Genomic DNA, 13,554 nt, shown 5'->3' with positions numbered 1-13,554 from the left:
GAAGCGTAGAGCAGATGCCGCGGCATCCTTCCACGCTTCTTTCCTCATTTTATGGTAATTATTTCCTTTTTCCACTCAGCGCGACCCAGCTTTTGTAATCGTGAATCGCAAAGCCGGCGTAGCTTGCATATCGCGAGAGCTGCTGATGGGCGATTTGCAGCTCTTGTTCCATCTTGTCCGCGCTCATGGCATAAAACGACGTCCGATCGCTCTCCGTGCTTCTGGCGGTTTCTACCGCAACGACCACCTTCTTCTTCAGCGTGGAAGCTTCCCTGAGCATCGCGCCCGCGTTGTCGACGATCCCGTTTTTCCCTAATGCATGATTGCGGTAATCCATGATTACGAGGCAATCGAACTTTTCCAGCAGCCATGCGCTGATGCTATAATCGGTGCCCGGGACCTTAATTTTGTTCAGCCAATAAGGGACATCGAGCGATACGCTCAAGCCGTTTCCCCTAGTTTCGCGTTCGATAAACCTCAAATTGTCCATCCAATTTTCAAGTATGGATGTATTGTTCGTCGTCCATTCGGCGAGCAAATATGGTTCGATATCGAAATGCAAACCGACAAAACGTTCTTGCGGCTTGGCGGACGCATTATATTGATCGACCCATGCAATAAATTTATGTATCTCTTCCTGCTTCGTCTTATAAGCCCAGTCCGGCCGGCCTGCCAGCGCTTCCACCCGAATTTGCTTCGCTCCTGCGCTCCGAACGAAATCGGCGTATACATTCGGCTTTATATCCCGATTGATCTGAAGATAGATGACAGTCACATCGTGATCGCTTGCGAATTGCAGCATTTGGTCTTGTTTCGTTTCGATCATTTTGCTGTCCCAAATCCACGTTCCGATCGGGAATTGCGGCGAAGCTTTGGGTGTCGTAACGACAACCAGGTTACGTTCCGGCTTCCATTCCACTTGGGCATGGAACATTTGGCTTATCGTGCGAAGCGGAACCATCGTGCGGCCGTTCTTGACTACTGCCGGCATATCCAATTCGATCGTCTTGCCTTTCACGAGTGCCTGGCTCTTGCCGATCGCTAACTGAATCGTATCTCCTCGGTATGTAAAAGTAACTTGATTTAACTTGGCGTCCCATTTCGTACTTGCGCCGAGCTGTACGGATACGAATCGGGCAGGGACCATCGTACGGTTCGACTGACGATCGACATACGGGAGCTCGTCCGGGAAAGCCACATGATGCCCGTCCACCGCCACTTGAATTTGGGGAGCGGCATATACGGCAGAAATGAGAACAATTGCGCTTAAGGTTATCGTCAGTATGTAAATCAGCCATTTTTTCATTTTATCCCACCTTGGTGTAATTCCGCCTTTCAAATATGATAAGAAGCCACCTGGAGGACGGTTCCGATTTCACCGTCGATCCAAGTGGCTGTTAATAACTAATTCCCTAGTTTCTTCCAATATTCGTAGGAATGAACGGCGACACCGTGATACGAAGCATAAGACGACATGAGCCCGGGCAGTTTATTTAACTCGCTGTTCATATAGGCGTTTCCTTCTTCGTAGAACGTGACGAAATCTCCCTCGCTGCTCACCTTGGTTTCTACGCCGATCAACACCTTCTTCTCTAAGGAGTCCGCAACGGTCATCACCCGTGGGACAAGGCTTGATATGCTGTTCGGGCCGTCTGCGCGATCCCGGTATGCCATGACGGTGACCGAGTCGTGCTTGGAGATCAGCCATTTGCTGATCGACGTGTTCGGGTCGCTGGGGATCGGTGTCTTGTCCAGCCAGAAAGGAATGTCGCAGTTTACGGAAAGGACCGAGTTTTTCCTGATGTAATCGACATATGCTTCTACGTTCCCCATCCACTGCTTGATTATATCCGTCTGCTGATCGGTCTTCCATGCGGGCAGCGTATACGGCTCGATATCCAGATGAATGCCGCCGATCGTTTCCGCATTCGTGACGGACTGATTATACTTGATCACCCAATCGACCAGATCAAGGATCTTATTCCTGTTTTCCGTGAAAGCCCAGCTCGTTTTCCCGCCTAAAGCTTCAATTTCGATCCCGGCCGCACGCGCCCTTTTGATGAACGGCTGATAATAAGAGGCCTTTATCGTCGTATCGATCCCCAAGTACAACAGGTTCACGCCGTTGTCCTTGGCGAATGATAAGATTTGATCGGGCTCCGTAGTAATCAGGTTGGACTGCCACAGCCACATCGCTTTCCGAGGTGGATCCTGGGAAGAAAAACCGGTCAAAATAGCAGTCGCAAACATGATCAGGCAAATCACCGAAAGTTTTACAAGCCTCACATGATGTTCCTCCAGTCGACTTTTCCAGTATTCACCTCATCTTATCGCGCCTTTTCGATCAGATCAATAGTCCGTCCGATTCAGCTAGAAAACCTACACGATAGAAGTTGAAAGGAATGCAACTGTAGGTACATGGTCACAGCTTGGGCATGTCGTCTTAACGGCTCGGATGGCCTGCGGCGTTTCTTTCGTTAAAAGCCCGTTCCGCTTCGGCCAATTGCTCGCGACTGTTGATGCCCATCACTTCGACGGGATCTTCAAGCACGACGGATTCGAAGCTTTTCGATTCGTTTGTAATGCCTGCTTTGTTCATCGCTTCGATCATATCGGTCAAATAATATTCTTGCTGGGCGTTGTTATTTTGAATATACGGCAGAGCTTGGAACAAACTATGATTGTCAAAACAGAAAATTCCTGCATTAATTTCACGAATCTGTTTCTGCTCCGGCGTAGCATCCTTCTCTTCAACGATGCCGATCACCTTGCCGGTTCGATCATCCCGCACGATCCTGCCGTAACCGGTCGGATCCTCCTGCATCGTCGTCAAAACAACTCCAGCACATTGCTGTTCTTGCTGAACATTCAACAAATTGCGAATCGTCGCCGTCTCGATCAGCGGAGTGTCGCCGGTGAGCACCAAGGTAACGCCCGCTTTATCCTTCAGATCGAATTCGGCTTGACGTACCGCATGTGCGGTGCCGAGCTGTTCTGTTTGTTCCGCATACGAAACACGCGAGCCCAAATATTGTTTGACGAGATGCCCCTTGTGTCCGATCACGACGATGATCTCGTCGATATGCATGCGTTCGAGCTTGCTTACAAGATGCTCCACCATCGGCATTTGACCGATCGGGTGCAGCACTTTAGGCAATTCGGACTGCATCCGTGAACCTTTGCCTGCCGCCAAAATAATCGCATACGTCTTCAACGATAATTCCTCCTTTACGACTCCGTGGCTTTTTTCCAGCTTGCGTAGTCATGTATGGAGAAACCCTGATATCCGGCATGCCATCTAAGCATCAGATGGCTGAGCCGCATTTGCCGACGCAAGCTGGAATTCCCTTCTCCATAAAACGTCGTATGCTCTCCTTCATTCGTCGGAGCCGTTTCCAAACCGATAATAACGGGTTTACCTCGCTTGGTGCCTTCTTTCACCATCGGCATCGCATTCGCGACAATGCCGTTCTCCCCGATTGCGAAATTCCGGTAATCCATCAGCACGACGCGATCGAACCGATCGAGCATCCAAGCGCCTACGTTCGTTTCGCTATCGGGTGCGACAACCTCGTGAATCCAGAATGGGAGATCGGCCGAAACCCTTAGCGATGTCGTTCGCTTCGCGGTTTCAACCAAATCGTTCATATTGTCCATCCATTGGCGCACGATCTTGCTTTGATCCTGTTGCCATTCTTTGAGCAGATACGGCTCGATATCGACGTGAATGCCGTCAAATGCGGCACGCTTGTCTGCGGCGTTCTGGTAGTCTTCGATCCATCGGATAAACGTTTGGACTTCTTCTTGGTAACCGGTCAACCCCCAGGTCGGATCTCCCCCCAGCGCCTCCACTTCAATGCCCGAATCGTGAGCTTTTTGTACAAACGCACGATAAGGTTCGAAATCCTTCGATTTGCGGTCGATGTGCAAGTAAATGACGTTCACACCTTGCTTCTCGGCAAAATCGATCACTTTCGCTTGATCTGTGGTAATGGAGGATTGATCCCATACCCAGGTTGCCTTGACGGGCGGAGATTCGAATCCCCATTTCAGACCAAGAACCATCGCGATCAACATGACGGATACCAACACAATGACCGTAATTCGAAGAAGCGGTGCACGGGGTAAGAACCTATGCGCCAACGAGAACTTTCACTTTATTGGATTGGATTCCGGTTCCCAGTTTATGAATGTTGTCCGATTGAATATCCGCAAACGCATTGCGCGTATCGATAATCGGAACGCCCAGTTCAGCCAGCTCGTGATAGCTGAAGCTGCGATGGTTGGTGATCAATACCATGCAATCGTACCCGGCGAATGCTTTCGGATCGTATTTGACCGTATTCACGACAGCGCCGTGTTCGTCTTTAAACGAAGTTGCGTATGGATCGTAGTATTCGACTTTCGCCCCGCTCTTCTTGAACAATTCGTAAATTTCAAGCCCCGGAGATTCACGCAGATCGTCGATATCCGGCTTGTAGGACATGCCAAGAATCAATACTTTGGAGTTGCGGATCGATTTGGCGTATTCGTTCAACACTTGAGCCGTTTTGTTCAATACATATTCCGGCATGTTGTCGTTGATCGATTGAGCGAGTTCGATGAACTTGCTGTAGAACCGGAATTCTTTGGCTTTCCAAGATAAGTACATCGGATCCAACGGGATGCAGTGACCGCCGATTCCCGGACCCGGGTAAAATGGCATGAAGCCGAACGGTTTCGTGGAAGCGGCCCGAATGACCTCCCACACGTCGATTCCCATCCGATCGCACATCATCGCGAGTTCGTTGACGAAGGCGATGTTCACGCTGCGGAACGTATTCTCAAGCAGCTTCGACATTTCCGCCACCTTCGGGGAAGAAACCGGGACAACCGTTTTGACTACGTTGCTATAAAGCGCTACACCTAGCTCCTTGCATCTTTCGGTAGTTCCGCCGATGACCTTCGGCGTATTGTAAGTATTGTAATTGCGATTGCCCGGATCTACGCGCTCCGGCGAGAAGCACAAGAAGAAATCCCGGCCTACCGTGAGTCCCATAGCTTCAAGCTCATATTGGATCAATTCTTCCGTCGTTCCCGGGTATGTCGTGCTTTCAAGGACGATCAACGTTCCTTTTTTGATATATCTCTTGATCTCGCTCACGACGCTTTCGATAAAGGACGTATCCGGATCTTGGTTCTCGCTTAACGGAGTAGGCACACAAATGCTGATCGTATCCAGTTGCTGAATCGTGTTGTAGTGGACCGTAGGCACGAACTTGCCGCTGTTCACGGCATCGGCTACCACCGTGCTAGGCACGTCTTGAATATAGGATTCTCCGCTCTGAAGAGAATCCACTTTGCGGTTGTCCAAATCGATGCCGTAGACGGTAAAGCCGCCTTTCACCATTTCCATCGTTAACGGCAGCCCTACATAACCGAGACCGATGACGCCAACTTTCGCCGTTTTGTTTTGAAGCTTTTCTTTTAAGATGTTGAAGTTCATGTGTCCATTCTCCTTCGCGATTTTATCGTTTCGTAATCGATCAACAACGCATTACGCATCGTATTACGTTTCGTATTAGGCAAGCTGCATGGAAGTCAGCCGCTTGACTTTCCACTCCAATTCGGAGATCGAAAGCGGTTTGGTTACGTAATCGGCAGCCCCTAGCTCGTACGCGCGATTCATGTCCCCGGCGAGCTGCTTGTCCGTCAGAACGATTACTTTGCCTTCATTCGCATCGTTTCGCTGAATCATGCGAATCAGTTGGTATCCATCCAAGATCGGCAAATTCAACTCGGTAATGACAAGATCCGGCGTGAACCGCATGAACGCATTGTACGCCTCTTGTCCGTCTTTCGCTTCATAGACGCGATATCCCTTGAGCTCCAATCGAATCTTGATGAATTCCCGGACGATATCGTCGGTATCCGCAATGAGAACGGATGTCTCGGCATTCGCCGCCGTATAAAAGTGAATATCTTGTTCGTTCCCTTTGCTGCCCACCGCTTGTTGAACCATCTTCGCGATCGTCGATTCGGTAGGGATTCCGTTCTCCGGAAAACTGGATACGAGCAAAGTTCCTTGCAGAAGCTGCTGCTGCTGGAGAAAATCTTTGAGCGCCAAGGAAGCATAATGCGTGCTGCATAAGGTTCCTTCTTCCAATACGCCGCACAGCACCTCGTTCTGGTCATCATACACAAATTGAACTGCCAAGGACGGGTCCTTCTTGCTGATGAACGATTTTGCCAGATCGAGCGTCCTTTGGTTCACACTCGCGCAAGGGGCCAAAATAATTCCGCACGATACGTGCTTCACCCCCTCCAAATGAATGGATCGAAAGAGCTGTTGCGTAATTTCCTGAATGCTGTTGCGAACCAAAACCGCCATGTGCTCCACTCCTTTAATGAATGAATTGATTTAAAAAAAAATTTATTTATTAAAATTGGTTCGAACCATCGTACCCCAGCTGTTGTTGTTGCGCATGAAGTCGATGTGTCCGAGTAACCTCCACAGGACGCCGACCTGACGATAGCCGAGAAACATGAGGAACGAGTACAAAATCATCTTATGGAGATCGCTTAACTTAGGATAACGGCTGAACGCTTTTTCCTCGATATACAAAGCCCCCAGGCTAAGTATGAAACAGGAGAAAAAGTTCACCAGCATGAAGACGGCGACTGTTTTCCAATCCGCCATATTCAGCAGCCAATACCCGAGCATGGCGATGATCCCGCTCAAACGGAAGTAAGGATTTAACGTTTCGAAGATGATGTTGTATGGAAGCGTCAAAAGTCCGAACACTTTGTAACGGGGGCGGAATACCATATGGATTCCTTCCTCGACCATGTTCTTCAAGTTTCCGCGCCCCCAGCGCTTCCGCTGGCTGCTTAAAATCCGGTACGTATCCGGCGCTTGCGTCCAGCAAACGGCATCCGGACAAAAAGCGACGCGATACGGAATTTTGTTCTCCAGGCAATACCGGTGCAGCTTGATGACGATATTCATGTCTTCCCCGGGATACCCGCCTCGGTATCCGCCGACGGCAATGACTTTATCCTTCTGGAACACGCCGAAGGCGCCGGATACGATGATCAGTCCGTTGATGGCGCTCCAGCCGATTCGGCCGCCCAAGAAGGCTTTGATATACTCTACGTTTTGCAGAGCCGGCCACACTTTTTTCGGAAATTTGATGTTCTTCACCATGCCGTCTTCAACCGTACAGCTGTTGACGATCCGAACGTTACCGCCAACCGCAACCGTATCTTCGGGATTTTCCATATACACTCTGGCGATTCTTGTTAAAGCGTCTTTCTCCAAGAGCGAATCCGCATCGATCGTCGAGATCAGCGGATAATGAGACAGGTTGATTCCCGCATTCAGAGAGTCGGCCTTCCCGCCGTTCTCCTTGTCGATGAAGTATAAATTCGGATATTCGGGATTATGATAATAACCTCTAACCTTTTGGGTCTTAATATGGCTCGCGACTACGGGCTTGAATTGCTGCAGTTGAAACTCCTCGATCATGATTTTCGCCGTATTGTCCTTGGAACCGTCATTGACGACGATGACCTCGTATTCGGGATAGTTCAAGGCGAGCAAGGATCGTACGTTTTCCTTAATTGTTAATTCTTCGTTATAGGCCGGGACGAGCAAAGATACCGAAGGGACGTGCTCGGAGCCGGATAACTTCTTCACGCGATTGTACCGGATCCCTCGCTTTAAAGGGAACGTATGGCGAATCGAAAGACCGAAGATTAGAAAATAAATGAACGTAATCGCCATTGCATAGTACATGGCAAAATAGCCGTAGCCGAGCAAAAAGTCACGCAAGAAGTCTACTACGTGCTGAAAGTAATACTCTAGCATTCTCATGCTTGGTTTCCTCCTATATGCTATACAACACGATAAATTCGTTTATTTTTGCCGAACGTTTTTTCATACGCGTAAACCAAGGCATTATATCGTGTTAATTTTTGTAGGTCATGAAGCTGGCGCGATAGCGATTGGATCTCATCTTCGATCAACGTCTGGAGGCTCTCTCCTCGCCCAGCTCCTCTGACCTCTGCTGCTGCTCCGCACAATGCGGTTATCCCTTCTTCTCCAAGAAGCAACAACCCTTTGGCGCTGGCATCGGAAACTTGCTTACTTTGATCCAACAAGGCTTTTTTCAACCCATCGATATACGTATCCAGCTTCAAATGCGCGATCGCTTGGACCGTAAGTATACGGACTTGATCCATCGGATGCTGAAGCAGCTTCTGGACGACATTTCGCGGGATGAAATGAACGGATTTCAGATAGATCTCCACCGCCTTATGCTGAATGGTTGCATCTGGGGAGTCCATCAGGCGATAAACGGCCGATGCCACGGTCGGCTCGGTATACTCTTTTAATCCTGTTAAACCGATGTGCACGAAATCATCGTTGTTCATTTGAATATATTCGGCGAACAACGCCCCATGGTCGATATTCGCTTCTTTGATCATATCGACAAGAAGATCGTAGAACCCTTTGTTATGCTGCAGAAGCACCTGCACCATGTCCTTGATATCTTGTACGTCGCTTGTGCATTTCGCAATCGAACGGGCGACGATGAAGAGAGAAGAGTTCAATTTATGGTTTCGGAGCAGCTTGAATAAAGCCGGAACAGCCTCCTGAACCCGCATGCAGCCCAAGTGATACGCCGCATCGATTTTGGCCGAGTAGGAGCCTTTGTTCAAGCGTTCCAAATGAAACTGCACGAAGCCAAGCTTCCGGCAGAGCTCCATCCATTGTTCGCGCGGAGCCCCCGTGAAGTTTTCGATCATGTCGTTCAATCGCTCTTGCATCACTTCTCGTTCTACCCGATTCATGGAGAAAGGGGGAGCTTGCAGCGGTTCTTTGCCGTCGATATTGACCTGGACATAAGTCAAATAATCTTTGAGCTTGCCCTCGAATCGGCTTGCGATTTTCACTTTCCTCATATTGCTGATTTTCATGGAATAAATGACGATGGCGAATATAACATTTAAAGCAATCAGTACATATAAAAATTGAATCGCGACGTCGAGATTGATATACACGAACAAACTCCTTCCTTCACTTACTTCGATGCCGGCTTCTCAACCTCTTGCATCGCTTTTTGCATCAAATAATAGCTCTGTTTCGGACGTTCCACATATTTGACATCGAGATCTTCCCATCGCTTCCAAGTATACAGAGGAAGCTTCGATACCGGATAAGGGGCGTTTCCGTCCAGTCCGATGACTTTCTTCGAATCGGCTTCAACGATCCACGGAACAATGCGAATGCCGTCTACTTTGACGGACTCGAATTGCTTCGTCCCGGTATCTTCGTAGCTGATGGCACTGAGCGAGCTAGGGTCGCTGAACCCAAGCAGCATCCAAGGGATGCGGACTTCCAGAACGTCCCCTTTCGCTTGCCACATCGTCTTCGAATTATAATTCGGGTCTTGCGGATCGCTCGTTCCCCGCAGCATATTTCCGACTTCTACATCGCCGAAAGGATGGTCGAAACGGGAATCCGGCTTCTCGAGCAAATAGTTCACGACCAATTTCCAAGGATTAAATATACCGCTGTCGTCTTGCAATTCTTTTGGGTCGTACTTGATTACGCCCGAATGCTTGCCGAACACTCGAGTATGGAAATCATAATTGGAGGCAATTTTGAGTTTCCCTTTGTCTTTGTCTCCGAGTTCGAGCATCGTTTCCAATCCTTCGTCGAGCGTCTTTCCTTGGAGCTCGGGTGCATGGCGATTGCCGCCTTGCAGCGTATCGAATCCGAAATAGTACTTTTTCTTGTTATTGTCAAAATTTTCAGTTAATTTTACCATCAGATATACGTAACCTTCGTCGTGGGCGGCCCATATTTCACGGAAGCCCGGTACGTTCATATCCAATTTGGTTTTGTCCTTGCCATCAAGCTTATCCCAATCTGAAGCATCCCCATCGATGTGAATGGCGTCTTCCTTGCTAGGGTACATGCCAAGCACCCCAAAATGAGATTCGTTCGTGAGTGCATTGTACCAATAAGCCCTTCGGTCTGGAACGTCATAGTTCATCGTGTTCCATGTTTTCTTGAACCATTCGTCCTGCCAAGTAAACAAGATGGCGCCGGAATATCCTTCTTCATGGATTTGACGGAACATGTCCGCATCCATTTCCCCCTGTGTTTTTTCATCGTGCCCGCCCTGGTTGCGTCCGAGCATGCCGGTATGCGCAATGCCTTGGGAGGCTGGAACGCCAAACTCGGTAACCATAACCGGCATCTGCTTATGATATTCTTTCAGCTTGTGCAGGTAGGTTTTGTAGCTGTCCACTTCGCCCTTGTCGTTCTTCATCGTCTGAAACGATTTGTCGAAGGTAAAGAAATCGGGATAATACGGGTACACGTGATACGAGGCAAAATAACCCGCATCCCAATCGGTCGCTTCTACATACGTCGGATCGACGCTGACCATATCTTCGGCAACGAGCGGTTCACCCGGATGTTTGAGCGGGTCGGTCGTTACCCAGTTCGAAAACGCGATCGGATGCTGCCATCCGTGCTTCGCCTCCGTCACGGCCGTAATGTCGACCATCTCGGCGAGCCATTTCTCGAACGAATTGGCCCCGGGCTTGCTGCGAAAATGTTGTCCTTTATAATCAGCGACATTCGGGTTGCTGTCGTTTGTTTTTTTGACCATGACCGGATCCCATTCGGTGCCGATGATCCACCCCATGAGATAAGGCCCTGCATTAAACACGTAGTTCCCGCTGGCTTTACCGGAATGCACGCCGGCTTCAAGGTCGATATTGCCGTATACCGCTTCAACGGCCTCCCGGATCTCTCCCTCGAATTTCTGCTTCAATTTCGGGTCGAAAGCGTTCTGGCCTTCGATCAATTGCTCCTCGGGACTCCATACCCCTTGAATGAAGAAGAGCGGATTATCCTGATGCTTGGCGTTATAACGAACCAATGCTTCGTAAAACTCGGGTTTTAATATCGTATATACGCGAATGACGTTGGCGCCCATCTTCTGGATCTCGTCAAACCATCGCATATAATCCTCTTTCTTAATTTCAAGTTCGCCTGGGAAGTGTCCGGGAACCGTTGCTCCCATATTGACCCCTTTGGCAAAATATGGTTTCCAAGATTGGTCATGATATTGTTCGATTTGCGTTCCGGATGTTTTGAATTTGACTTGAAATCCATTGCCGACTTCGGCGCTTTCTACTTTTGCGACAGGGGGCATCAACCAATAAGCGACTGCTCCGCACACGATGACGGCAGCTAGTCCGAATTTGAAAAAACCGCTTTTGAATAACTTTTTCATTTTACCTTCCTCGTGTTTTTAATCTTGTTGTTCGTCCGTTGATGTATATCGCTATACAAGCATTCGGTTGGAAGGAATATTTTGTGGGGGTATCCCTATCGATCGACTCGGCAATCGGCGGGAAAACAGGTGCAGGGTGTGGTATGATGAGTGAAACGAGTGCAACAAATACAGGTGTAAAGGAGTAATACAATGGCTCACAATCGCCGTCTGGAAACCGATCAAGATTTCCATGAAGCAATGGAGAAAAAAATGAGCATACGCGTTTTTAAAGACGATCTTATCATTGATTCGGGAGGCGTCATCATCCGTTTCGACGAAGATACCGTCGTCGTCCAATCCAGTGTCAACGACTTGGCCTATCATCCGAGAAATTCGTGCGAATTTTTCGGTACAAAGGTAAAACGGTGACTCGTCCCATCATCATTTCGCGTAGAATAAATCAGCAGCTGCACACCACCAGGGAACCCTTTTTGCAAAATATCGTTCCTTTTGTAATCGCAACAATGATTGGCGCTAAAATCCGACCCTTGCATACGAATACGTGATCCAGTTCATAATTTATTGTAATCGCAGACCTATTATAGCATAGAACGGTTATATGGAACGTTGTTAACATTTAACAAGTTTCTGGCAAAGCGAACTTATGATGGGAATAACCAGCCTTGTAGCTTCCAAACCAGCCACATACATAGGATATACCCGAAGAAGGTATAGAGATGGCTCCATTCGCCGCTATGAGCGAACCAGCCCAGCCGTTCCGATATTTGTTCGGCCAGCATCCCGAATAAACCGTACAGCATTACCGCTCCTCTTCTCTGCCACCTCCCCATTCGCTGCATGAAATAAAGGCAAATGGCGGTGACGATAGGCACTACGACGAGGACAGCGACGATATTGATCGGGAAAAGTTCGGGAAACGGCCTCGCCGGAAAGGAAAACAGCTTCGTTCCGACCAGAATGATGTCCAAATACGTGCACAGCCAAGAAACGAAAATCATCGCCAAAATGTACGCTTTATAGCGGCCTCTCGAATATCGTTGTTTTGGCCACAACGGCAAGCTCGATTTTCTCCAACGTTTGGCAGTATTCATCGGCAATCCTCCCGCCAGCATCTACTTCGGGCTTGATGAGGTACGAAATGATCTTCCAGTCGTTTAACCAGTCACCGGGTTCCGCGGCCTCTTGCTTTACATCATGCCATGCATGCTGCAGTTTGGGGCTGTACAACCGGGGGACGCCGGGTTTTAACCGGCAATGTTCGATACGTTTCTTATAGGGGAATGCAGGCATCGCTTCATTGACGTCGTTGAACAAATGCGGCCAATAGTCTTTGCGCGAGCCCGTATGCGGATGGCGCTCCGCCCAGCTTACGGCGGCTTCAAGAATTTCCGGCTGTCCGAAAAGCAGGGTGTACAGCCGTTTGCCAAGCATGATGCGTTCGTGCAAGGAGCCAAAACGATGCAGCGTTTCGCCGACCAGTTCAACGGGTCCGGTACCGCCATCCGAAAGCCGGCCGCAAGGGAACACGATTTGATTTAAACTGAGCAGATCCTGCAGCTTAAACCCGATCGTCTCCAGAATCGTACGCCGGTAACGGCTGTTCTGAATGATCCGCTGCTCCAGATAGTTTTGCTCGTTGACCACAAGGGCAATGGCCAGCAAGCGCCGGTCGCCGCTCGTCCAGAAATGATTCCATATCACTTCCATAAAGGCTGAAACCCCAAAATAGGGCAAAATATGGAATAAATTCCGATCCCTCATCACGCTTTCCTCGTACAATGCAAATTGCGGGTAAGCGTCTTGAAAGATGAGCCAATTACCGCGCTCTAGAAATTGGAAAAAATCGCGCTGCTCCGTTTCCGACAACAACCGGGGCAGCAAGTCCCCCCGCAAATCCGTCATGTTCCAGCCGCCGTTTCTGGACACCATATGGCCCAAGAAAGCCCACTCCACTTCCGGATGGCGCCGGTAGTAGTCGTAATATGCAGTGGTCCGCGAAATGTTGTTCCGGTTCAGCCGTTCGGTCCGTTCCCGGATATGCCTGATCAGAAGGCGATCCTTCTCCGGAAGCTCGGAAAGGTCCGGCGGCTTGGCGGCTTCGTTTATTTTTTTCTTGAGTTGTTTTTTGATATGAAGAAGAGATGGAGCCGGGCTTAAGTTAAGCCAATTCATCACGTTCAACAGATCAAAGCCCATGCGCGTTCTCTCCTTCATTGGAGACATAAGATCAATAACGGAAAATATCTATATTAAT

General features: G+C 49.0%; 12 protein-coding genes. 1 reads left to right on the top strand and 11 read right to left on the bottom strand.

Features of this window, described 5'->3' with window-relative positions; all coding sequences use genetic code 11:
* Positions 1-58: 58 nt before the first annotated feature.
* The 9 genes from AC0LWM_RS16605 to AC0LWM_RS16565 all read right to left on the bottom strand — a co-directional run bounded on the left by AC0LWM_RS16605 (position 59) and on the right by AC0LWM_RS16565 (position 11,297).
* Positions 59-1,306 (bottom strand): copper amine oxidase N-terminal domain-containing protein, encoded by a 1,248-nt coding sequence (locus AC0LWM_RS16605; RefSeq protein ID WP_474676085.1) that lies wholly within the window; start codon positions 1,304-1,306, stop codon positions 59-61.
* A gap of 98 nt (positions 1,307-1,404) precedes the next feature.
* Positions 1,405-2,286 carry a hypothetical protein gene (locus tag AC0LWM_RS16600; protein ID WP_474676084.1) on the bottom strand — a complete coding sequence of 294 codons (882 nt, stop codon included), beginning with the start codon at positions 2,284-2,286 and terminating at the stop codon, positions 1,405-1,407.
* Positions 2,287-2,443: 157 nt separating this feature from the next.
* Positions 2,444-3,214 carry a sugar phosphate nucleotidyltransferase gene (locus AC0LWM_RS16595; protein WP_474676083.1) on the bottom strand — a complete coding sequence of 257 codons (771 nt, stop codon included), beginning with the start codon at positions 3,212-3,214 and terminating at the stop codon, positions 2,444-2,446.
* Between the two features lie 14 nt (positions 3,215-3,228).
* Complete coding sequence (locus tag AC0LWM_RS16590; RefSeq protein WP_474676082.1) at positions 3,229-4,143, bottom strand: hypothetical protein; 915 nt, start codon at positions 4,141-4,143, stop codon at positions 3,229-3,231.
* Positions 4,133-5,485 carry a nucleotide sugar dehydrogenase gene (locus AC0LWM_RS16585; protein WP_474676081.1) on the bottom strand — a complete coding sequence of 451 codons (1,353 nt, stop codon included), beginning with the start codon at positions 5,483-5,485 and terminating at the stop codon, positions 4,133-4,135. Before AC0LWM_RS16585 ends, AC0LWM_RS16590 begins: the two co-directional genes overlap by 11 nt.
* A gap of 75 nt (positions 5,486-5,560) precedes the next feature.
* On the bottom strand, positions 5,561-6,370 hold the full coding sequence (locus AC0LWM_RS16580) for a response regulator transcription factor (protein ID WP_474676080.1): 810 nt from the start codon (positions 6,368-6,370) through the stop codon (positions 5,561-5,563).
* 42 nt (positions 6,371-6,412) lie between these two features.
* Positions 6,413-7,813 (bottom strand): glycosyltransferase family 2 protein, encoded by a 1,401-nt coding sequence (locus AC0LWM_RS16575; protein WP_474676195.1) that lies wholly within the window; start codon positions 7,811-7,813, stop codon positions 6,413-6,415.
* A gap of 62 nt (positions 7,814-7,875) precedes the next feature.
* Positions 7,876-9,045: a HEAT repeat domain-containing protein gene (locus AC0LWM_RS16570; protein ID WP_474676079.1), complete on the bottom strand. Its 1,170-nt coding sequence runs from the start codon at positions 9,043-9,045 to the stop codon at positions 7,876-7,878.
* A 20-nt stretch (positions 9,046-9,065) separates the two neighbouring features.
* Positions 9,066-11,297, bottom strand: a complete 2,232-nt coding sequence (locus AC0LWM_RS16565) for a hypothetical protein (RefSeq protein ID WP_474676078.1) — start codon at positions 11,295-11,297, stop codon at positions 9,066-9,068.
* Positions 11,298-11,489: 192 nt separating this feature from the next.
* Here AC0LWM_RS16565 and AC0LWM_RS16560 point away from each other — a divergent pair, with 192 nt between their 5' ends.
* Positions 11,490-11,708 (top strand): hypothetical protein, encoded by a 219-nt coding sequence (locus tag AC0LWM_RS16560; protein WP_474676077.1) that lies wholly within the window; start codon positions 11,490-11,492, stop codon positions 11,706-11,708.
* Positions 11,709-11,941: 233 nt separating this feature from the next.
* Here AC0LWM_RS16560 and AC0LWM_RS16555 read toward each other — a convergent pair whose 3' ends face one another.
* Positions 11,942-12,391 carry a CBO0543 family protein gene (locus tag AC0LWM_RS16555; protein WP_474676076.1) on the bottom strand — a complete coding sequence of 150 codons (450 nt, stop codon included), beginning with the start codon at positions 12,389-12,391 and terminating at the stop codon, positions 11,942-11,944.
* Positions 12,315-13,496 (bottom strand): DUF2515 domain-containing protein, encoded by a 1,182-nt coding sequence (locus tag AC0LWM_RS16550; RefSeq protein WP_474676075.1) that lies wholly within the window; start codon positions 13,494-13,496, stop codon positions 12,315-12,317. The genes AC0LWM_RS16555 and AC0LWM_RS16550 overlap by 77 nt, the downstream gene beginning before the upstream one ends.
* Between the last annotated feature and the right edge of the window lie 58 nt (positions 13,497-13,554).

The organism is Paenibacillus sp. sgz302148 (assembly GCF_056120465.1).
The sequence above is the reverse complement of the archived record's forward strand: the minus strand, read 5'-3'. Positions and strand labels throughout refer to the sequence as shown.

Excerpts from the sequence above, each read along its gene's own strand:
- AC0LWM_RS16585 (WP_474676081.1), bottom strand. The coding sequence starts at position 5,485 with ATGAACTTCAACATCTTAAAAGAAAAGCTTCAAAACAAAACGGCGAAA.
- AC0LWM_RS16565 (WP_474676078.1), bottom strand. The coding sequence starts at position 11,297 with ATGAAAAAGTTATTCAAAAGCGGTTTTTTCAAATTCGGACTAGCTGCC.
- AC0LWM_RS16580 (WP_474676080.1), bottom strand. The coding sequence starts at position 6,370 with ATGGCGGTTTTGGTTCGCAACAGCATTCAGGAAATTACGCAACAGCTC.
- AC0LWM_RS16550 (WP_474676075.1), bottom strand. The coding sequence starts at position 13,496 with ATGGGCTTTGATCTGTTGAACGTGATGAATTGGCTTAACTTAAGCCCG.
- AC0LWM_RS16555 (WP_474676076.1), bottom strand. The coding sequence starts at position 12,391 with ATGAATACTGCCAAACGTTGGAGAAAATCGAGCTTGCCGTTGTGGCCA.
- AC0LWM_RS16560 (WP_474676077.1), top strand. The coding sequence starts at position 11,490 with ATGGCTCACAATCGCCGTCTGGAAACCGATCAAGATTTCCATGAAGCA.
- AC0LWM_RS16605 (WP_474676085.1), bottom strand. The coding sequence starts at position 1,306 with ATGAAAAAATGGCTGATTTACATACTGACGATAACCTTAAGCGCAATT.